The sequence below is a fragment of the Chryseobacterium sp. SIMBA_038 genome (assembly GCF_046535115.1).
Classification (GTDB): Bacteria; Bacteroidota; Bacteroidia; order Flavobacteriales; family Weeksellaceae; genus Chryseobacterium.
The window spans coordinates 44,743-64,331 of the sequence record NZ_JAWRXH010000003.1; the positions used below are offsets into that span (position 1 = coordinate 44,743).

Annotated in this window: 23 protein-coding genes; 16 read left to right on the forward strand and 7 right to left on the reverse strand. The window is 33.3% G+C overall.

The features are described from left to right. Positions 1–58: 58 nt before the first annotated feature. From SB689_RS11060 to SB689_RS11110, 11 genes are all read left to right on the forward strand, one after another. Positions 59–2,053 (forward strand): KUP/HAK/KT family potassium transporter, encoded by a 1,995-nt coding sequence (locus tag SB689_RS11060; RefSeq protein WP_410692200.1) that lies wholly within the window; start codon positions 59–61, stop codon positions 2,051–2,053. A 68-nt stretch (positions 2,054–2,121) separates the two neighbouring features. After that, entirely contained in the window at positions 2,122–2,595 is a 474-nt protein-coding gene (locus tag SB689_RS11065; RefSeq protein WP_047399628.1) for a Fur family transcriptional regulator, read from the forward strand. Positions 2,596–2,598: 3 nt separating this feature from the next. Next, positions 2,599–4,347, forward strand: coding sequence for an OstA-like protein (locus tag SB689_RS11070; RefSeq protein ID WP_410692201.1), 1,749 nt, complete (start codon positions 2,599–2,601; stop codon positions 4,345–4,347). Positions 4,348–4,699: 352 nt separating this feature from the next. Next, positions 4,700–5,602 (forward strand): hypothetical protein, encoded by a 903-nt coding sequence (locus tag SB689_RS11075; RefSeq protein ID WP_410692203.1) that lies wholly within the window; start codon positions 4,700–4,702, stop codon positions 5,600–5,602. A gap of 4 nt (positions 5,603–5,606) precedes the next feature. Further along, complete coding sequence (locus SB689_RS11080) at positions 5,607–6,434, forward strand: hypothetical protein (RefSeq protein ID WP_410692204.1); 828 nt, start codon at positions 5,607–5,609, stop codon at positions 6,432–6,434. A 2-nt stretch (positions 6,435–6,436) separates the two neighbouring features. Then, positions 6,437–7,213 carry a hypothetical protein gene (locus tag SB689_RS11085; protein ID WP_410692205.1) on the forward strand — a complete coding sequence of 259 codons (777 nt, stop codon included), beginning with the start codon at positions 6,437–6,439 and terminating at the stop codon, positions 7,211–7,213. Between the two features lie 143 nt (positions 7,214–7,356). Further along, positions 7,357–8,538 carry an aspartate aminotransferase family protein gene (locus SB689_RS11090; RefSeq protein WP_410692206.1) on the forward strand — a complete coding sequence of 394 codons (1,182 nt, stop codon included), beginning with the start codon at positions 7,357–7,359 and terminating at the stop codon, positions 8,536–8,538. A gap of 70 nt (positions 8,539–8,608) precedes the next feature. Then, positions 8,609–9,676 (forward strand): hypothetical protein, encoded by a 1,068-nt coding sequence (locus tag SB689_RS11095; protein WP_410692208.1) that lies wholly within the window; start codon positions 8,609–8,611, stop codon positions 9,674–9,676. A gap of 60 nt (positions 9,677–9,736) precedes the next feature. Beyond that, entirely contained in the window at positions 9,737–10,303 is a 567-nt protein-coding gene (locus tag SB689_RS11100) for a hypothetical protein (RefSeq protein WP_410692209.1), read from the forward strand. A gap of 232 nt (positions 10,304–10,535) precedes the next feature. Next, positions 10,536–10,922, forward strand: a complete 387-nt coding sequence (locus tag SB689_RS11105; protein WP_066755352.1) for an START-like domain-containing protein — start codon at positions 10,536–10,538, stop codon at positions 10,920–10,922. Between the two features lie 134 nt (positions 10,923–11,056). Continuing rightward, complete coding sequence (locus tag SB689_RS11110; RefSeq protein ID WP_410692679.1) at positions 11,057–11,809, forward strand: aminotransferase class IV; 753 nt, start codon at positions 11,057–11,059, stop codon at positions 11,807–11,809. Between the two features lie 329 nt (positions 11,810–12,138). Here the strand turns inward: SB689_RS11110 and SB689_RS11115 are convergent, their stop codons facing one another. Further along, positions 12,139–12,687, reverse strand: a complete 549-nt coding sequence (locus tag SB689_RS11115; protein ID WP_410692211.1) for a YqgE/AlgH family protein — start codon at positions 12,685–12,687, stop codon at positions 12,139–12,141. A gap of 24 nt (positions 12,688–12,711) precedes the next feature. On the opposite strand from SB689_RS11115, the gene pdxH reads away from it, so the two are divergent. Further along, positions 12,712–13,353 carry a pyridoxamine 5'-phosphate oxidase gene (pdxH, locus tag SB689_RS11120; RefSeq protein WP_410692212.1) on the forward strand — a complete coding sequence of 214 codons (642 nt, stop codon included), beginning with the start codon at positions 12,712–12,714 and terminating at the stop codon, positions 13,351–13,353. Between the two features lie 79 nt (positions 13,354–13,432). Here the strand turns inward: pdxH and SB689_RS11125 are convergent, their stop codons facing one another. Next, positions 13,433–13,750, reverse strand: coding sequence for an HU family DNA-binding protein (locus SB689_RS11125; protein ID WP_066755359.1), 318 nt, complete (start codon positions 13,748–13,750; stop codon positions 13,433–13,435). A gap of 398 nt (positions 13,751–14,148) precedes the next feature. Between SB689_RS11125 and panD the strand changes: the two genes are divergently transcribed. The 4 genes from panD (at position 14,149) to SB689_RS11145 (ending at position 16,961) form a co-directional block, all read left to right on the forward strand. Next, positions 14,149–14,499 carry an aspartate 1-decarboxylase gene (gene panD, locus SB689_RS11130; protein ID WP_029294648.1) on the forward strand — a complete coding sequence of 117 codons (351 nt, stop codon included), beginning with the start codon at positions 14,149–14,151 and terminating at the stop codon, positions 14,497–14,499. 3 nt (positions 14,500–14,502) lie between these two features. Further along, positions 14,503–15,528 (forward strand): lysylphosphatidylglycerol synthase transmembrane domain-containing protein, encoded by a 1,026-nt coding sequence (locus SB689_RS11135; protein ID WP_410692213.1) that lies wholly within the window; start codon positions 14,503–14,505, stop codon positions 15,526–15,528. Positions 15,529–15,715: 187 nt separating this feature from the next. After that, positions 15,716–16,291 (forward strand): TerD family protein, encoded by a 576-nt coding sequence (locus SB689_RS11140; protein WP_410692214.1) that lies wholly within the window; start codon positions 15,716–15,718, stop codon positions 16,289–16,291. Between the two features lies 1 nt (position 16,292). Next, a complete protein-coding gene (locus SB689_RS11145; protein WP_410692215.1) occupies positions 16,293–16,961 on the forward strand; it encodes a TerD family protein in 669 nt (222 codons plus the stop codon). Positions 16,962–17,033: 72 nt separating this feature from the next. Here SB689_RS11145 and SB689_RS11150 read toward each other — a convergent pair whose 3' ends face one another. From SB689_RS11150 to SB689_RS11170, 5 genes are all read right to left on the reverse strand, one after another. Continuing rightward, a complete protein-coding gene (locus tag SB689_RS11150; RefSeq protein ID WP_410692216.1) occupies positions 17,034–17,555 on the reverse strand; it encodes a 3'-5' exoribonuclease domain-containing protein in 522 nt (173 codons plus the stop codon). Positions 17,556–17,579: 24 nt separating this feature from the next. After that, entirely contained in the window at positions 17,580–18,083 is a 504-nt protein-coding gene (locus SB689_RS11155) for a hypothetical protein (RefSeq protein WP_410692218.1), read from the reverse strand. A gap of 37 nt (positions 18,084–18,120) precedes the next feature. Beyond that, positions 18,121–18,741: a hypothetical protein gene (locus SB689_RS11160; protein WP_410692219.1), complete on the reverse strand. Its 621-nt coding sequence runs from the start codon at positions 18,739–18,741 to the stop codon at positions 18,121–18,123. Between the two features lie 209 nt (positions 18,742–18,950). Next, positions 18,951–19,151 (reverse strand): YqaE/Pmp3 family membrane protein, encoded by a 201-nt coding sequence (locus tag SB689_RS11165; RefSeq protein ID WP_410692220.1) that lies wholly within the window; start codon positions 19,149–19,151, stop codon positions 18,951–18,953. Positions 19,152–19,193: 42 nt separating this feature from the next. Next, on the reverse strand, positions 19,194–19,577 hold the full coding sequence (locus tag SB689_RS11170; protein WP_072407901.1) for a hypothetical protein: 384 nt from the start codon (positions 19,575–19,577) through the stop codon (positions 19,194–19,196). Positions 19,578–19,589: the final 12 nt, after the last annotated feature.

A 19,589-nucleotide genomic window follows, 5' to 3' on the forward strand; every position in this document is an offset into this window, starting at 1 on the left:
ATGTACCTAAGGTCATAAATTTAGTATAAATTTGCCCACTTAAAATATATAAGCTGATATGGCAGAAGTTACAGAAGGTGGTCATCATTTTGACATTAAAAAACTTTCTTTTTTTGGAGTTCTGGTTTCTTTAGGAATCGTTTTTGGAGATATTGGAACATCACCGCTTTACGTAATGAAAGCGATTGTAAATGCAAGAGGTGCAAGTAGCAGTATGCCTTTCAATGAATACATAGAGGGAGCTCTTTCTTGTATCATCTGGACTCTTACGCTCCAAACTACCGTAAAATATGTTATCATCGCCTTGAGGGCAGATAATAAAGGTGAAGGAGGAATTTTAGCATTATTTTCATTAGTTAAAAACCTTAAAAAAGGCTGGCTGTATCTCGTAGCGATTGTCGGTGCTGCCGCATTGGTTGCTGATGGAGTTATAACGCCGTCGCTTACCGTAATGTCGGCAATTGAAGGTCTTGAAATTTACAATCCTCATACACCTGTTGTTACGATTACCATTGGGATTCTTATTTTAATCTTCGTAGTACAGCAATTTGGAACAAGCTTTATCGGGAAGTTTTTTGGCCCTGTAATGGTTGTCTGGTTCTTTGTATTAGGAGGTTTGGGAGTAATGCATTTAAGCGAAAATTTTGAGATCTTAAGATCATTCAATCCATATTATGCTTACAAGCTTATTGCGAATTCTCCGAGTGCAATTGTTATTCTTGGAGCTGTTTTCCTTTGTACAACAGGAGCAGAAGCACTTTATTCAGATTTAGGACATTGTGGTGCTAAAAATATCAGAGTAAGTTGGGCTTTTGTTAAAATCATGCTTGTTTTAAACTATCTTGGACAAGGAGCTTGGCTTTTAACGAATTATGGAAAACCTGGTTTTTCTGTAATTAACCCATTTTTCGGAATTATGGAAGAATGGATGATCGTTCCGGGAGTAATTTTAGCAACGGCTGCAGCAATTATTGCGAGTCAGGCTTTGATTACAGGTTCTTTTACGATCTTTTCTGAAGCGATGTCACTTAATTTATGGCCTAATCAAAAAATTGATTATCCGTCTGGAGTTAAAGGACAAATGTATATCCCAAGAATCAATTGGGGACTTCTTATTCTTTGTATTATTGTGGTTCTTCACTTTAGAGAATCGGGTAAAATGGAAGCGGCTTATGGTCTTTCCATTACGGTGACGATGTTGATGACAACCATTTTATTAATGTTCTGGCTATTAAAACATAGAATAAATAAAGGTTTGATCCTTGTTTTTGCTTTAGTTTATATGTCAATCGAATTAGGATTCTTTAGTGCGAATATCATTAAATTCTTCGAAGGAGGTTGGATTACGGTTATCCTAGCAGGATTCATCGGAATTTGTATGTACGCTTGGTATAACGGAAGATTAATTAAAACTAAATTCATCAATTTCGTAAAAATCGATAGTTATGTTTCTATCATTAAAGATATGAAGCTTGATGAAACGATTCCAAAATATGCTACAAACCTTGCTTATCTAAGCAGAGCTAAGAGAAATGATGAAGTAGAATCAAAAATTATCTATTCTATCATCAAAAAGCAGCCGAAAAGAGCAGATCATTATTTTATTTTAAGTATTGTAAATCAGGAAGATCCGTTTACATTTAAATATACAGTTGATGAAATTTTACCTGGAACGGTCTATAAGATCAATTTCCTTTTAGGATTTAAGGTTGATAGAAGAATCAATGATTATTTCCACATGGTTTTAAAAGATTTAATGGCAGATGGAACAATTCCTTCAAAAAGCAGCCATCCTTCTTTAAGAGCTCATAATATTCCGCCGGATCTGAAATATGTGGTAATAGACAACACCTATATCAACGATATACTTTTAACGGTTAAGCAAAAAATCACGCTTAATATTTACAACTTCGTGAAATATATTGGGAGTGATGATTTCAAATCTTGGGGGGTTACCTCTCACAACGTGGTTGTAGAGTCTGCTCCGATTACGGAATTAACGGTTTATGACAATAAAATTGAGCAGGCTGAATTTTTAAGACATAACAGTTAAGATCCTTTAACAGAATAGTCTGATATTTATTTAAATAAAAATCGATAAATTTGTAGATAATTTTTTTAATGGATACTTTACAGAAAGAAAAAAATATTGCTTTAATAAAAGATGTTTTAAGAAACTACTTATTAGAAAAGGGTTTCAGAAATACACCTGAACGATATACAATATTAGAAGAGATTTATAATATGGATCATCACTTCAATGTGGATGATCTGTATCTTCTCATGATGCAGAAGAAATATCATGTTTCTAAAGCTACAATTTACAATACAATTGAGATTTTCCTTGATGCAGGATTAATTCGTAAGCACCAGTTTGGAGAAAAAACTTTGACGTCTTCATCTTATGAAAAGTCTTATTTTGACAAGCAGCATGACCATTTGGTGATCTACAAAAAAGACTCGGATAAGGAAATTGAAGAGATCATAGAGTTTTGTGATCCAAGGATTCAAGGTATTAAAGAAGCAATTGAAGGAGCATTTGGCGTAAAAATTGATTCTCATTCGCTATATTTTTATGGCACCAAGAATGATTAATCAATGAGACTGATTTTTTTCCTATTAGTTTTTATTTCAACGATTACTTTTGCGCAAGACAAACAAAAGCCTGCGCAAAGAGATCCGTATTTACAAAATCCGATTAAAAATCCGCAGCAGGTTCAGCAGGCAAAGCCTGAAGATAAGGTGAAAATTATCAATGCTGATGAAATTATCAAAGATCCCAAAATGTATGACGGCAACCGTTATATGAAGGGGAATGTAAAATTAGAACATCAAGGTTCTATTCTTACTGCTGATGAAGTGATTTTATATGAAGAAGAAAATTTTGTAAAAGCTATAGGTAACGCAAGACTTCAAAATCCGGACGGTTCGGTAATTACTGCAGGCGAAATGGAATACGATGGGAACACTCAAAAAGGTGTTGCCAGAAAAAATGTAGTTCTTACGGATCCAAAACAGACCATTAAAACAGAGATTCTCTATTATGATAAGCTTGCCAATCAGGCTTATTTTAATACAGGAGGTACAATTTCTGATGCTCAGAATACAATGTACACAAAGTCAGCAACCTATTTTCTGGATACAAAATTAATTGACTTTGTCGGGAATGTAAAAATTGATACTCCTGATTATATCATTGATGGAGACAATATCAAACAAAATCAGATTACTAAAATTGCTGAATTCTTTGGTCCGACAACAATTACCAACCGTAAGAATCCTAAAAATCGTGTTTACACGGAAAGAGGAACTTACAGAATGAACACCAAAGAAGCTTTTCTAAATAAAAATTCTAAGATTTTTTATAACGATAAAATCCTGACGGGTGACGATATGTATTTCAATCAGCTCACAGGTTTTGGAAAAGCAACCGGAAATGTAACCTTAGACGATCCTAAAGAAAGAAGATGGATAAAAGGCGGTTACGGAGAGATTTTTGAAAAGAAAGATTCTGCGATGATGACCAAAAATCCTTACGCAGTAAAAGCTTTTGAAAAAGATTCAATGTATTTTGCAGCAGAAAAAATCATTTCTTTCCAGAGACCAGATTCTGCAGATATTACAAAGAAAAAAAGCTTTTTGCGAGCTTTCAGAAAAGGAAGATTTTATAAATCTAACGCTCAAGGAAGGGCAGATTCCATCGCTTTTAATGAAACTGACGGAATTATGCACATGTACACCAAACCTATTCTGTGGAGCGGAATAAAGCAGGTGACAGGAGATAAAATTGAAGCTTATTTCAATACTGAAAACGAAAATATTGATTCTTTAAAAGTTATCGGAAATGCATTTGCAATCAGCAAGGTTGATTCATTAAATTTAAAAGATGAATTTAACCAGGTTAAAGGTAGATTTATGACGGTTCATTATCAGAATAATGACATCAAAGAGGCTACGGTAATAGGAAATGCACAGGCCATAAGTTATGCAGACGACGTAGACCAGGCTACAAAGAAACCTGAAAGAATAGGTATTTCTCTTACTTCTTGCGGAATTATTGATGCGATATTTGAAGAAAAAGTAATGCAGATTGTTTCATGTAATATTGGAGCAACTTCAGATACTTATCCAATGAGCAAAATTGAGCCTTCCAAAAGGAAATTTCCAGACTTTAACTGGAATACCAAAGACCGTATCAACAAATGGCAGGACATATTGGTAGATACACCAAATAACGAGGAAATAAAGTACGAGGCTGAAAGCTCTCTTTACGACAAAGCTCAGGAAGCGATAGATAAAGAAAAGGCAAAAGAGGAAGCTAAAAAACCAAAACGTACCCGAAAATAAATAATAAACTACAGGCAGAGTCTTATAATTGATATAAATTCTTTCTTAAAATTAAATAAATCACCATTTTCATATCGGAAATGGTGATTTATTTTTGTCTAAAACTGTTAAAATTACCGCTATAACTTCTTATTTTGAATTTTTATTTTCTTATTTTTTCAAAACATTATTCCATGAATAGTGAATGTTAAATATTTATTGTTATTGAGTTTTCATTGATAATTTTATATCTCACGTCAAAATGAAATAAATTATTTTCATTATTATATGCTATACGTTGAATTATTTTTATTGTAAATGGAATTATTTTATATATTTATTACGTCAAGAACGTATTTTATAAAAAAAACCAATGAAAACTAAAATTATCCTTTTTATTTTTTTGATCTATGGTCTTAAAAATACCGCACAAGTTGGGATTTCAAAAGAAGCTTCTTTTAATCCCGATTCGAGAACACAACTGCATGTAAAGCAGGATAATAATGCCACTCGTTTACCCAGAACTAATTTAACATCATTGCTTCCAGTTTCAGCGACGGGGACAACAGGCAACGGAACACAGGCTTCGATAATTTTCAATAGAGAAACGGGAAGTGTTGTTCAAAATGATGGTACAACCTGGAAGATTTCAGACCAGATTGTTTCAATAATGAAGAATAACAAGATGGCTCGATTTATCAGAACGGGAACAATAACTTCAACCTGTGGAACTTGTGGATTTGCATGTGGTGTTACTGTTAGGACGTGTACCTCGCAAAATGTTAATTTCACGAATGTCAGTCCAAGCTTTAATGATATTTCTTCTAATGTTTCCTTGGCAGCAGCAACCAGTAATGTCATTAATATCAATACAAAAGGATTGTATAAAATTTCCTTTAAAAGTGGTGCTATCGATATCAGTACACCTCTTTGTTTAGGAGTTGTTATTAATCTGCAGTCCAGTTTGAATTTAGAACTTAGTACAACTGCTGATGCTACATGGAGACCAATTAATAATACGGCAAGCAGCTCAACAGCAGGAGCTTTATCAGTAAGTACTTTAGCTCCGGGCTCAATTGACGTGGGGCAGTCTTTGGCGTTCACTTATGTTGGTGTTTTCAATGCCGGAGACAAGTTAAGATTAACTCTTGGTGGAACTCAAAATATTGGAACAGGCGTTTGTACCGGGCTTTTTGGCGGAGACAATATGTCTTTTGCCATGAGTAAAACGGGAAATGCAGTATCAGAGATTATTGTTGAAAAAATAAATATGTAATAAGATGAAAAGAATTTTATTAATTATGATACTATTTTTTCAATATTCAGCTTATAGTCAAGTTATTATAGGAAGTGATATAAGCAGTGTGAAAAATATAGTGAAAGTTCAGGACGGGACTCGCGGAGTGATACTTCCTTTTGCCAATATTTATACTTCCTTTCCGAAATATAATGCTACAGCAACAGATGTATTTGATGATTATCCTAATCTTGTCGGAGGACTTATTTATAACAAAAATGATGATCAATACTATAAATATGACGGATTTTCATGGAATCCTTCCCGGCAGATACAAGGTGTTTTTCAGCCTAAAATTTCGAGATTAGGAATATCGACAGGAGTTTCAATTCCTTGTATTTCTTTCGGAATCGGATTTTGTTTTGCGGGAGGTACACCGGGATATCTTGCAGTAGATAATAAAAGTCAGGTTCTTGTAGATAATTTAACATTAAAAAACGCAAGTACAGTAACCATAAAAGTAGCCGGAATCTATGACATCGGTGTCGCACTTGGTTTTACAGGAGGAAGTTTAGGCTTTCAGGCAGGAATTACAGAATTTAAATTGACGCTACAAGTAAAATATACTTCCGCTTCAGATTGGGAAACGGTAGTATCTAAAACAAATTACTCCATCGTTTTTGTAATAGATACGCAGGGAAATAAAACGTCAAGTTTTGCCCAGACAATTTCTTTGCCTGTTGGTGCAGAACTGAGAGTGGTTCCCGAAATAAGCTCTAATGCAGTTTCAGGTGGTGCTTTGGCCGCCTACGGAACAGATACGAATTCTATTAACTCATACATTGCTGCCCGTTTAATCAAACCTTATTAGTCATGAAAAAATATATATTCTGCCTGTTTTTATTTGTATTAAATAGCTACAGTGCACAGGTTAATTTTACGAATATTCCCAACCCTGACTCAAACGCAAACGGGAACGATCAGGTGATGATGTACATGACAAATACGAGTGAAGCCAGCGGTATAAAAGGTTTTGGTCTTCCTGCGGTAAATGCGGATGTTGATCTTCCTTATACTGGTGTCAATGCCCCTTCAGTAAGAATTGAAGCACTTCGCGGAATGCTTTTATTTGTAAAGAGTACAGGACAGGCGATGGTTTTTGACGGCTTGGTTTGGAGCAAAGCTTTTGAAGTAGAATCAGATAATATTTCAAGATTTCAGATCAATGCGGTTTCTACAACTTCGGGATCTGTTTTGTTGCCCATTAATTCTTTAATCGATAAACCCAATTTTTTGGCAGATCCGCTAAGGCTTAAAACAAATGTTTCAACAGTTGCTCCCAATCTTAATCGATTATACGTGAGACAGACAGGTTTGTACAGAATTAATTTGAACTTAAATTTTACGGGTCCGGCAGGATCTTTCAGTAACAGGCTCGGTGCGGGATTATATATAAATGATGCTCAAAGATTCCAATTGCTGGAAAATACCGTAAATTATGATGGAACGAACAGGAAAATTAATTTAGATTTCTCCGTATATGCAGTTCAGGGACAGTATATTACTTTAGAAGCGATCTCTGAAATTGGAGGAACTACCTCTTATAATGTTACCAACAACAGCTTTGTAACGGTAGAAAAAGTTTTATAAAACACAGTGAAAATTATATATTAATATTTTGTGATTTGGTGAATCGCCCTTAATTTTTTATTAAGGGTGATTTTTTTATTCTATCAGGATAATTTCGGTGTTTAACGAATGTTCTTTAGCTTTGCTGAAAATTTTTCAATAAAATGGAAATACAAAAAGATTTTTTTACATATCAGGCGCAGACTACAAAATTTGCAGCAGGTTTTGAAGTAGAGAAAGCAGAGGGCAGCTATATTTTCGGAAAAGACGGAAGAAAATATCTTGATTTTGTGGCGGGAGTTTCTGCAAATACTTTAGGACATTCTCATCCTAAAATCGTGAATGCGATCAAAGAACAGGCGGATAAATATCTTCATGTGATGGTTTATGGCGAATATGCTCAGGAAAAACCTGTCGCATTATGTAAATTATTAGCCGAAGCTACTCCAGATCCTTTAGAAATTACTTATTTGGTTAACAGTGGAGCAGAAGCCATCGACGGAAGCTTAAAATTAGCCAAAAGATATACAGGAAGAGAAGAAATTGTTTCCTTTAAAGATTCTTATCATGGAAATACACATGGAGCTTTAAGTGTTTCAGGAAATGAAACTCATAAAAGAGAATTTCGTCCATTGTTGCCGATGATTTCTTTTATTGAATTTAATAATGAAAATGATTTCGATAAGATCACCGAAAAGACAGCTTGCGTAATTCTTGAAACAATTCAGGGAGCAGCTGGTTTTTTAGTTCCGAAAGAGGATTATTTAATTAAATTAAAAAGGAGATGCGAAGAAGTTGGTGCTCTTTTAATTTTAGATGAAATTCAACCCGGATTTGGAAGGACAGGGAAATTATTTTCTTTTAAACATTTCGGTATCGTTCCGGATATTCTGGTGATGGGAAAAGGAATGGGAGGTGGAGTTCCTGTTGGAGCATTTATGAGTTCCAGAGAAATTATGGAATCGCTGTCTCACTCTCCAAAATTGGGGCACATCACAACTTTTGGAGGAAATCCTTTAATTGCAGCGGCGAGTCATGCAACTTTAAAAGAAGTTTTGGATAGTGGTTTAATGAATGAAGTGGAGGTAAAAGAAAAATTATTCCGAGAACTTTTAGTTCACCCGAAAATTAAAAATATTAATGGAAAAGGATTAATGCTAGCCGTAAATCTAGGCTCACCAGAATTTACTTTAAATGTTGCAAAAAGATGCATGGATAAAGGCTTAATTGTTTTCTGGCAATTATATAGAAATGAATATTTAAGGATTTCTCCACCATTAACGCTTTCGCTTGATGAGATAAGAGAAGGCTGTGGCATTATTCTGCAGGTTTTAAATGAGTTATAGTTTTTTGAATGTTAAAATTTTGAATAATCCGAAAAAAAGATATACTTTCGCGCCAAAAAAAAAAATAACTATGAAAAAAATTATTCTATTCGTTGGAATGGGAGTCGCGACTATCTTTGGGATTCAGGCATGTAGTACTTCGGTTGAGGACACAACTCACACAACTTCCGTAGCAGAAGACAAAGCAAATATCAAGAAAACAATCGATGGTTTTTATGATAAATTGAATGTAATTGATGACGGAGATTTCTCAAAATATGTGTTGTACACAATGTTCAATAATACAGCTCAGGAGTATGATGACAGCTACTTGAACAACGTTGTAGAGAAATGGGAAACTCAATTCGGAGATGCTTTAATTGATAATAAATTACAGTTTGCTAACAAATTAGGGACTTACACTTATAACCCGGTAAGCAGTACATGGACTAAAGTTGCTAATGCAAACGCAGTAGTATTGAAGTTTCCATCAGTACAAAATCAAATTGCTGTTGATAGTGAATTAACGCTTACTTCTTACACGGATATCCAGACAAGTTATAACTCTGAGACAATCTGGTTGCCAAAAACATTTGATATTACTTTGAAAAGAAGCGGAAATACTGTATTCAGCATGAAATTATCAAATGTAACGTTTGATAACAGTACAAACTTCAGTATGCCAATCAGCGCAAATGTTCAGATTTATTCTGCTCCATTAACACAGAATATTGTTTGGCAGAGAGTAACAAGTAAAGATTTCAAATTTACTTATAACGCTAGTACACCTCAGGGAGCTAACAGCGAAATTATTGCTCAGGTTACTTTAAAGCATTCTGATTATGCTAACATTTCTTCTAAAGATGATTTTAAAACAATCTCAGCGCAAATAACTGAAGGTAATCTTAAAATTGTAGCTAATATGAATGTAGAAGCTCTTGCTCCTCTTTCAGATCCTACGGATGCTCAGATTAATAATAATTCAAAAGCAGAATTATTCTATAACGGTCAAAAAATAGGTGACATCATTTATAAAACAGTAAGCGGAAAAGGAGAATTATTTGTGGTTTACTTTGATGGAACTATGGAAAATACAGACGTTTATGTAGGTGATTTCGAGCAGAAAATCAAAAATATTTTTGCCAACTATTTAGATTAAAATATTAACAAAAAACACACGCATCTCAAAGGTTTATCAATCTTTGAGATGTTTTTTATTATGAAACGTATTATTACATTATTTTTTGTTCTTTTCATTGCTTCTTTTTCATTTGCACAGGCAGAAAAAGACAGTTTATTTGCTATTCCCAGCCATCAGGTCGGTATCGGTCTTAATAAGTTTATTAAGTCTGTTTTCGCTTCCGATGACAACGCTATGATCATTAATTATAGATACACAGGGAAAAATAAATGGTCTTACAGAACAGGTTTTGATTTTAAAAAAGATGATAGTGAAGGTGGTTTTACACAATTTGCTTTCAAATTAGGGGTAGACAGAAATCTAAAGAGATACAGAAATTGGAATTTTTATTACGGAGCAGATATTTTTACAAGATATTCTAATTATAAAAACATCAATAAACCTCAGTATGACAATGGTATTGGAGCTTTTTTTGGTGTTCAGTATTTTATTTCTCCTCATTTTTCTATTTCTACGGAGCCTATGTTCTATTACAAATATATTTATATTGTAGACCGTTCTACTTTTCAGAAAGACAACAAAACGGGATGGAGTGAAACCGGATTAGGTAAAATTGGATTTATAGAACTTAATTTTCACTTCTAAAAATCATACAGATAAATTGTTTTTGGGTATAACCGAAAATCAATATAAAAAACTCTTCACACCTGAAGAGTTTTTATGTTTTTAAGGCTTAAAGTATCACTTTAAAAACTATGTTAAACATCTATTTAATTTCTGTGATAAATATCATGAAGATTATACAAAAAAGTAAATACATTTTTGTGTAATAAAAAAATTAATTTATATATTGCGGGACGATTAAAACAAAGATTATATGGCTAAACATAAAGTCCATTACGAATTTCCAATGCACTGTCTTTCAGAGATTTTATATGAATATCTGGCGACTGCAGAGGGGTTGTCTGAATGGTTTGCGGATGATGTAGTAGAGAAAGGTGACGATTTCTTTTTCAGTTGGGGTGGGGGTCCTGAAGAAAAGGCCACTTTAATCAGATACAAGCCTGAAGGCTTCGTTCGTTTCAGATGGGAAGAAGATGAAGGAACTAAGCATTTCTTTGAAATGACCATTACCATTGATGATATTACCGAAGATTTGGCCTTAAATATTACAGATTTCTGTGAGGAAGGAGATGAAGAGGAAAATGCAATGTATTGGGAAAATCTTATTGAAAACCTTAGAATTAAATTGGGTGCAGCTTAATTTAAGTTGCATTAAATGATAAAACTGATGAACGATTTATCGTTCATTATTTTTTTATAAATAAATCAGATCAGACATTGGAAAATCAATATTTTACATCAGACGAATTAAATGTAAAGAATAGAGCGTTTCTTATGGGCGACGCCGTAAAAGTTTCTTTTTTTGTGAGAGAGGGAAAACTCATCATGGATGAAGAATGTTATTTTTATTTGATGGCTTCCATGAGAAAGATGAGGATGAATATTCCGTTGACCTATACATTGGAATTTTTTCAGTCACTTTTTCAGAAAGATATTATTGAAGGAAAAGGAATCCTTAACGGAATTATTAATTTCCAGGTTTTCAGAAATTCAGACGGAGTTACATTGGCCAAGTCATCAATTTCTTATTTCTATGAAGTTGATGAAATGGATGATATTCTTTCGGTTTATCAAAGACCTTTGGAATTAGATATCATTAAAGAGATCAACGTTAATAATAATTTACTGAGTAATATCAGAGTTCACAGCCCGGAAAATATCTATGGCGGAATTTACGCTCAGGAAAACGATCTGGATGATGTGATTTTGCTTAATCCTAATAAGAGAATTGCACGTTCAACATCAGGGAATTTATTATTCTTGGAAGGAAATGTTATTAAAGTTCCTAAACAGTCTGAAGGAGCTTACATTTCTCCTTTGCTGGAAAATTTTGTCACTTTTTTACATAAAAATAACCTTGCCGATACGCAGGAACACGAGATAATTGCATTTGAATCTCAGAAAGCCGAAGAAATTTTAATGATTTCTGACGAAAAGGGCATATTTTCTGTAGGTAAAATAAGAAATAAGATTTTTGAAAATTCTCGCTTTTTAGAATTAGTGGAAAGCTGGAAGAAAAGTTTTTAAATTGACAAACCCGGTAAACAACAAAAGTTCCAAAGTCCTTTACCGGGTTTTATTCTGAATAGATCAGAATTTGTATTGTTTAATAATTCGACGGAATGTACCCATGAATTATTAGCAATTTTTTTTGCTTATTTAAATCTTCGTCTTGTTTTAATAGGAATCAGAGCTATATTTACTCTTGGAAAGAAAAATAAAATAAGGTTTGTAAGTACTTTCATTTTCTTGTTTTTGGTTTATCAAATAACGGGAATATTTTCCTAAAAATTGGTTAAGAGAATCTTAAAGTTTGTTAATGTTTTATATCCCTTTTATTAGAATAATATTATGGTTTAATTCAATGAAATATCTTCAGGAGAATTTGCCCAAAGAACATACTCGCCACCAAGGTTTTGCATGATAGATTTCCAAAGCGTTTGGTCATTTGGTAAAGTATAATCCAAATTATAGACATCAACCACCGTCCACATTTTCTTTAAAACCTCACTGTCAAGCTGACCGGCAGACCATCCGGAATATCCCGAGAAGATCTTTACATCATCAATATTCAGTTCACCGCTAAGGACAGAGCTGATAATATTCTCAATATCTTCAGTCAGATAAAAATCCTCAGAAATATCAGAATACATCTCAGTAACCTTTTTGCCTTTTACAATAAAGAAAACTTTTTCGTTTTCCACAGGACCGCCATCGTAGACCTCAATTTTGAAGTCAAAAAAGTTTTTGAACTTACTACTCATCTGTCCGTTTTTCTTGTTTAATATCAAACCAAATGCACCGCTTTCGTTATGTTCAATAACAAGCACTACAGATCTGGAAAAAATATCGCCGGAAATGTCTGGTGTGGAAATTAATATTTTACCTTTGTATGAGTAATTCATACTCAAATTTAATAAAAAATATTTATGGAAAACCTGCACGACCAAAGAAAAGTGTACGAGAAATCCCAACTTATTGAAAGTGAGATAAAACAAAATCCAATAGAGCAATTCAGAGATTGGTTTTTGGAAGCGAGCGAGAATCCTAATATCTCGGAAGCCAATGCGATGGCGGTTTCAACAGTAGAAGAAGACAGTTGTCCGCGCATAAGAATGGTTTTGTTGAAAGCGTATACATTTGAAGGTTTTATTTTTTATACAAACTACGACAGCCGAAAAGGAAAAGCAATAGAGAAGAATCATAAAGCCTGTCTTCATTTTTTCTGGCCAAATCTTGAAAGACAGATTATTATAAAAGCGGATTTAGAAAAAATTGCTGAAAATTTAAGTGATGGATATTTTCATTCCAGACCAAAAGGAAGTCAGCTTGGAGCGGCGGTTTCTCCACAAAGTCAGATTATTCCGAACAGAGAGTTTTTAGAACAAAAATTAAAGGATTTGGAAAAGGAATTCGAAAACACAGAAGTTCCAAGACCGGAAAACTGGGGAGGCTACATTGCAAAACCTTACGAAATTGAATTCTGGCAGGGAAGACCCAACAGACTTCATGACAGAATTATCTACACATTAGATGATCTGGACTGGAAGATTTCCCGTTTAGCACCGTAATTAATAGAAAATTTAAAATATAGGCACAAAAAAAACCTCATCCATCGGTGAGGTTTGAATTTTTGTATAATCTGAATGATTATTTTTTCTTTTTAGCAGCAGCCGGAGCAGGTGCGTTAGCAGTAGCTACAGCAGTAGATAAATCAGCACCAGCTTTGAATTTAGCAACTGTTTTAGCTTCGATGTTGATCGGCTTTTTAGTTGCAGGGTTAATACCTTGTCTAGCCGCTCTCTCAGCTACTGAGAAAGTACCAAATCCTACTAAAGAAACTTTTCCGTCTTTTTTCTTTAAAGTAGTAGTTACATTACTGATGAATGATTCTAAAGCAGCTTTTGCTGCAACTTTAGTAATTCCTGCGTCTTTTGCGATTGCGTCGATTAATTCAGACTTGTTCATAATTTTTAATATTAAAGTTAGTTCGTAATTATAGCAAATATAATACTATTTTCTAATTGTGCAATTTTTTTATGAAAAGTTGTACAATTTTTTTGATTTTGAGTGAAAACAGTTAAAATATGATAATTTGACTTTTCACAGAAAATCTACGTTAGCCGTTGCTAAAATCATGCCAAATGCTTATGTGTATTGACTTTAGCAAAAATTTAATATTATTTTTCGTATTTATTAAATCCTGAATTTCATATAAAGTATTAATGGTTTTAGCGATATGGTTATAGATTCTGTAAGTAAATTTCAAAAAAAATGTTTTTAATAAAATTAAATAGCTGTGTATCTGCGTGTTTGAAAATCATTAAAAAGGCCATTTTATTAATTTTTATTAATAAATTTGCAGCATGTTAATAGAAGTTTTCAAGTCTAAGATTCACAGGGTACGAGTTACGGCTTCAGACCTTAATTATATAGGAAGTATTACGATCGATGAAGATCTTATCGAAGCTGCCGGTTTGGTAGTAGGAGAGAGGGTTTATATCGTAAATGTTAATAACGGTGAGCGTTTCGACACTTACGTTATCAAAGGTAAAAGAAAGTCAGGAGAAGTTTGCCTGAACGGTCCTGCTGCCAGGAAAGTTCAGAGAGATGATATCATTATCATTATAGCGTATGCTCAGATGACTCCCGAAGAAGCGAAGGATTTTCAGCCGAAGATCGTTTTCCCGGATGAAAAAACTAACCTTCTTACCTAACTTATGGAGAAAAAAACGTCAAATCCATTAAAATCGGTAATTACGATAGTTGTTTCACTAGCGTTTGCAGGTTTCTTTTTATGGCTCGCTCTTAGAGGGCTTGATTTTAAAGTAATTCAGAAATCTCTTGTAAAAGCCAATTATTTTTGGGTTGCATTTGCTGCCGTTTTTGGTATTATGGCATATTGGTTCAGGGCAATTCGCTGGAATCTGATGCTTGAACCGATGGGACACAGTATTTCAAATTCAAATTCACTCTGGTCTATATCTTTTGGGTATTTAATGAATCTTACAATTCCTAGAAGTGGCGAGGTTGCAAGAGCAACTGCTTTGTATGGGGTAGAAAAAGTTCCGGTTGATAAATCTTTTGGAACCATTATTCTAGAAAGAGTAGTAGACCTTGTCTGTATGATCGGATTTTTAGGATTAACTCTAGCTTTTAAATATGAAGCGATTGTATCTTTTTATGAAAATTCGGGAGTTACTATGAATCCCAATAAAATTCTGATCGGTCTTTTAGTCTTAATAATAGGGACAGTTTTGTTTTTTGTGTTTAAAAAGAGATTGGCAACCGTTCCGTTTTTAGGAAAGATCATTAATTTTATTGACGGGATTTTTCAAGGCCTAACATCAATATTTAAATTAAAACAAAAAGGAAAATTTATTCTTTATACATTAGGAATCTGGATTTCTTATTATTTTGCAGCTTACTTAGTGTGTTTTGCACTTCCTGAAACATCTAATTTCACTGTTGCTGACGGATTTTTCATCATCGTTGTGGGAACTTTAGGTATGATGATTCCGGCAAGTGGAGGAATCGGAGCATTTAATTTAGCAATGAAATTCGGTTTTATGGCTTTATTTATTTCAATGGGAAAAAGTGCTGATCTTGGTGCAGAAATGGGACTTACCTATTCATTTATTTCATTACCGTTACAAATTACAATTATGCTTGTGATGGGATTAATCTCTATTCCAATGTTAGCAAAAGCAAGAAATAATGTTGCAGAAAAAGATATTCAAAACTAAAAAATATTTCAATTAATATCTTAAAAATATAGAAGTCCGGTCAAGTTGATCGGACTTTTTTTATGGTTGATTAATTCAAACAATTTAATTTCTAATATTCTGCAATTTACATAAAACTTTCTCACAAAATAAGTTGGAAAATTCCTAAAACAGCCATAACTTCGAGTAAAACAACAGATATATTATTATGGCAATTAACTTACAGAAAGGACAAAGAATAGATCTAGGATTTACAAAAATGACCATCGGTCTTGGCTGGGATCCGAATGAAGGAAAAGGATATGATTTTGACCTTGATGCATCTGCAATTATGATTGATGCAGACAGAAAATTAGTAAATGAAGAATATTTTGTTTTTTACAATAATTTACACTCTCCCGATGGAGCTTTGACACATACAGGCGATGATCCGAGCGGAAAAAACAGTGATGGTGATGATGACGAATCTATTATCATTGATCTTGAAAAAGTAAATCCAAACGTTGAGGAAATTCTTTTCGTAGTTACCATTGAAGATTTTGAAAGAAGAAAACAAAACTTCGGACAGGTGAGGAATTCTTACATTAGAATTATCGACAGCATCAGCAATCAGGAAATCGCGAAATATGAACTTGATGAAGATTTCTCCATCGAAACAGGTGTAGAATTCGGAAGATTATACAAACGTGGCGGAAGCTGGAAATTTGAAGCTTCAGGAACTGGTTACAGAGCTGATCTTTCTTTCTTTTTAGAAAAATATTATAAAGGGCAAATTATAAAATAATATGGCGATCAATTTACAGAAAGGTCAAACCATTAATTTGAGGAAAAATGACCGTGGAGAAGATGTTTATGATTTGTCTCAAGTCACAATAGGCTTGGGTTGGGATGTTCGTAAACAGGGTGGTTTTTTAGGAAGATTATTCGGAAGTGAACCTGAATATGATCTGGATGCAGTAGCTTTTTTATTGGATTCCAATGGAAAAGTTGCCAATATAGGACAAACGATACAGCGACACGACGGAAAGCAGATCGTTCTTTATCAGGGAGATGTTATTTATTTTAACTCTATGAGACATCCGAGCGGGCAAATCTGGCTGACGGGTGATAACAGAACGGGCGCAGGTGACGGCGATGATGAGCAGATCATTGTAAAATTAGATCAGTTGGATCAGCGGTATGAGAAAATTGTATTCGTGGTTTCAATTTATCAGGGAAATGTGAAAAGACAGCATTTCGGGATGATCGATAATGCTTTTATCAGAGCAGTTGATGCGAGAGGGAAAGAAATTACAAAATTCAGTCTTTCGGGTGATGCAAGTATGAACGGAATGTGTTCAATGGTTTTTGCAGAAGCGTACCGACATAATGGAGATTGGAAATTCCGCGCGATAGGAGAACCTTATCAGTCGGATAATTTTATTGATGTTCTTGTACCTTATACCTATAAATAAGAAAAGTATGCTGAAAGGCATACTTTTTTTAGTCTCTGTTTGAAACTTTTCTGTATTGTAAATTCATATTCTCTATTTTAAACTAATCTTCAAGCCCATTTCCTTTTTCATATGTAATAAAACTTCTGCATTTCCTTTGGCATCGTCAACGGGATGATGGGTATGTTCGGTTTTACGAAGATGTTTCCATTGAGCAAAAGTATCTTTTTCGAGCCCGCAATATAAGTCAGACAATCTTCTTGAAGAGTATCCAAAAGGATTTCTTTGAATAAAATGATGAAAATACCAGCAAATAAACATCCAATCAAAACCATTATTATCACTGATGAAAATAGGTCTTCCTTTAGAATTTGTTTTGATCCATTCTTCAAATTTCAACATCACTTCTTTCGGGTCATCAAAATCCATTGTTTCTTCTCTGCTGAAACCGGAAATAGCTAATGCATCAGGATTGAATTGATCAGAGATTGGTTTTAATTTTCCATAAAAAGTGGTCTCCAGATTTTCATCCACAAGCACTGCTCCGAAACAGATCATCGAAAAATCTCCGGGAATCGGACCGTCGGATTCTATATCTACCATAATGTAGCTCATGTTCGTAAGTGTTTGGTTATGATATTATTTTTTAAGAAAACTAATTATTTCTTTTTCAAAACTATGAAAATTTTGTAAAAGCCATTCTCCCTCTCGTTGATCGGCAAATTTTTTATCATGAAGAAGCATAAAAATTTTCTTTAATTGAAGATAAAGGATAGTTATAAACTGTTTTGTTTTTACTTCCACTTCAATTATCAAATTAAATTTTGAGTCTGAGTTATAAAATCCATCAAAATTATAAATTGAAATTATTATTTTATGTTGTTGGGTAAGTATTTTTTTTATCTCAAAAAAGACTCCATCAGGCTCTCCCTGTAAAACAAAGCTGGTTTCAGAATTGCCAATAATTAAATCTGATAAAGTATTAATTAGGTCAAAACAAGGATCTGTAAAAACATGAGATATTGTGAATTCAAAAGACTTTTCATTTACAAAAAGGTAAAAATCACTCCAGCCATACGATCTCAGATTTAGTAAGATATCAAAATTATCCGTTTGTATTGGTTGAGTCTCAGTTTTTGACATATTTAATAAGCTAATATTTTTTTTACTTAAATATTTACTAGCTATGAAGTTTGATAATAGAACCCTTGTAATATTTCGTAAGATCATATAAATCAGTGAAATAATTATAAATATTCAGGACAATATCTTCATTTTCAAATATCTTCCCATTAGAACTGAATTGATTTTCAGCAAAAGAATAAAGATTTTTATAATCCTGTTTCAAAATGTCTACTGAAATATTTTTATCCTGATTTTTAATTCCGGTGTAAAAAATTCCATAAATCAAGAATTGATTGAAATGTTGAGCATCAACCAAATGATTTAATTTTTGTTTGGAATAATTTTCATAATCCGATAGAATCTGCTGAAAGTTTACAACATCAACCGTTGAAGGAATTTCATAAAAAAGATCAATTCCATTAATGAAAAGCTGGGTTTTTACTTCTTCGCGATCTGATTTATATTCATTGCTGAACCAAGAAAAAATTTGTAGTAATTCTTCTTTGGTAAGGTTTTCTACAGAATCCTTTATTTTAGTTTTAATCAGTTCAAAACTTGTTTTTTTATCTTCGCTCAAGAAATTCAGCACATTCTTTTCTTCACGGCAAAGCTTATTGTACAAATTAATTTTGGCAATAGTTGGATTGGTTTTTATGAAATAAAGTTCTTCTGCCATGAATTTCTGCCAAATTATTTTTATTAAAACTGTTATAACGGCTACTAAAGATACAAAATATGTCTCTATTTAAATTAAAAATTTGATATGCTATGCGTTGGAATCTTGATTTAGCGTTGATTTATTTTTAAGTTCCCAACAATATTCCGTCTGCGAAAAAATAAATCCCTTAATTTCTTAAAGGATTTGCAATATTTTGATTGAGAATTTTATTTTTGATTATTTCGCATGGCCTTAATCAATTTATCATTTCGTTCTTCTGCTCTTTCGTTATTTAATGATAGAACTGCCCAAGCTGCAGCCGGAATCCAACCAATTAAAGTAATTTGTAAAACTAAACAGATAATTCCAGTTAAAACTTTTCCACGGACAATGAAAGATAAAAAAGGTAATAAAATAGCTAGTAACATGGTTTAAGAATTTTAAGTTATTGTTATTGGTTTAATATTTTCCTACTGAGAATTGGGATCAAAATAGGCTTTAAAAGTCAGCGGATCCTCAATTTTATCTTCAGCAGTTTCCAGATATTCATGATATTCTTCCTGATGCATTTCCATGTAAACCATTACGATTGCAAGGTTTATATACAAGTTTTTATCTACTGAACCTAAGTTCATTGCAGTTTTTAAATATTCTATTGCCTTTTCATTTTCTCCCATATCAGAATAAACCGCTCCGATATTGATTAAAGCTGCCGTATTTTCAGGTTCGATGAGTAAAATTTCATCTAATTCTTTAACTAAAAGATCATTAATATCGTCCCAGTGATCTTCATTTTCCCATCTTTTTGCCTGGAGTTTTTTTACGTTTTCTAATCTTTGGGTTATGTTATTCATGGCGTAAAATTA

Bases quoted from the DNA above. Each gene is read 5' to 3' on its own strand.
- SB689_RS11060 (WP_410692200.1), top strand. From the start codon at position 59: ATGGCAGAAGTTACAGAAGGTGGTCATCATTTTGACATTAAAAAACTT.
- SB689_RS11065 (WP_047399628.1), top strand. From the start codon at position 2,122: ATGGATACTTTACAGAAAGAAAAAAATATTGCTTTAATAAAAGATGTT.
- SB689_RS11070 (WP_410692201.1), top strand. From the start codon at position 2,599: ATGAGACTGATTTTTTTCCTATTAGTTTTTATTTCAACGATTACTTTT.
- SB689_RS11075 (WP_410692203.1), top strand. From the start codon at position 4,700: ATGAAAACTAAAATTATCCTTTTTATTTTTTTGATCTATGGTCTTAAA.
- SB689_RS11080 (WP_410692204.1), top strand. From the start codon at position 5,607: ATGAAAAGAATTTTATTAATTATGATACTATTTTTTCAATATTCAGCT.
- SB689_RS11085 (WP_410692205.1), top strand. From the start codon at position 6,437: ATGAAAAAATATATATTCTGCCTGTTTTTATTTGTATTAAATAGCTAC.
- SB689_RS11090 (WP_410692206.1), top strand. From the start codon at position 7,357: ATGGAAATACAAAAAGATTTTTTTACATATCAGGCGCAGACTACAAAA.
- SB689_RS11095 (WP_410692208.1), top strand. From the start codon at position 8,609: ATGAAAAAAATTATTCTATTCGTTGGAATGGGAGTCGCGACTATCTTT.
- SB689_RS11100 (WP_410692209.1), top strand. From the start codon at position 9,737: ATGAAACGTATTATTACATTATTTTTTGTTCTTTTCATTGCTTCTTTT.
- SB689_RS11105 (WP_066755352.1), top strand. From the start codon at position 10,536: ATGGCTAAACATAAAGTCCATTACGAATTTCCAATGCACTGTCTTTCA.
- SB689_RS11110 (WP_410692679.1), top strand. From the start codon at position 11,057: ATGGGCGACGCCGTAAAAGTTTCTTTTTTTGTGAGAGAGGGAAAACTC.
- SB689_RS11115 (WP_410692211.1), bottom strand. From the start codon at position 12,687: ATGAATTACTCATACAAAGGTAAAATATTAATTTCCACACCAGACATT.
- pdxH (WP_410692212.1), top strand. From the start codon at position 12,712: ATGGAAAACCTGCACGACCAAAGAAAAGTGTACGAGAAATCCCAACTT.
- SB689_RS11125 (WP_066755359.1), bottom strand. From the start codon at position 13,750: ATGAACAAGTCTGAATTAATCGACGCAATCGCAAAAGACGCAGGAATT.
- panD (WP_029294648.1), top strand. From the start codon at position 14,149: ATGTTAATAGAAGTTTTCAAGTCTAAGATTCACAGGGTACGAGTTACG.
- SB689_RS11135 (WP_410692213.1), top strand. From the start codon at position 14,503: ATGGAGAAAAAAACGTCAAATCCATTAAAATCGGTAATTACGATAGTT.
- SB689_RS11140 (WP_410692214.1), top strand. From the start codon at position 15,716: ATGGCAATTAACTTACAGAAAGGACAAAGAATAGATCTAGGATTTACA.
- SB689_RS11145 (WP_410692215.1), top strand. From the start codon at position 16,293: ATGGCGATCAATTTACAGAAAGGTCAAACCATTAATTTGAGGAAAAAT.
- SB689_RS11150 (WP_410692216.1), bottom strand. From the start codon at position 17,555: ATGAGCTACATTATGGTAGATATAGAATCCGACGGTCCGATTCCCGGA.
- SB689_RS11155 (WP_410692218.1), bottom strand. From the start codon at position 18,083: ATGTCAAAAACTGAGACTCAACCAATACAAACGGATAATTTTGATATC.
- SB689_RS11160 (WP_410692219.1), bottom strand. From the start codon at position 18,741: ATGGCAGAAGAACTTTATTTCATAAAAACCAATCCAACTATTGCCAAA.
- SB689_RS11165 (WP_410692220.1), bottom strand. From the start codon at position 19,151: ATGTTACTAGCTATTTTATTACCTTTTTTATCTTTCATTGTCCGTGGA.
- SB689_RS11170 (WP_072407901.1), bottom strand. From the start codon at position 19,577: ATGAATAACATAACCCAAAGATTAGAAAACGTAAAAAAACTCCAGGCA.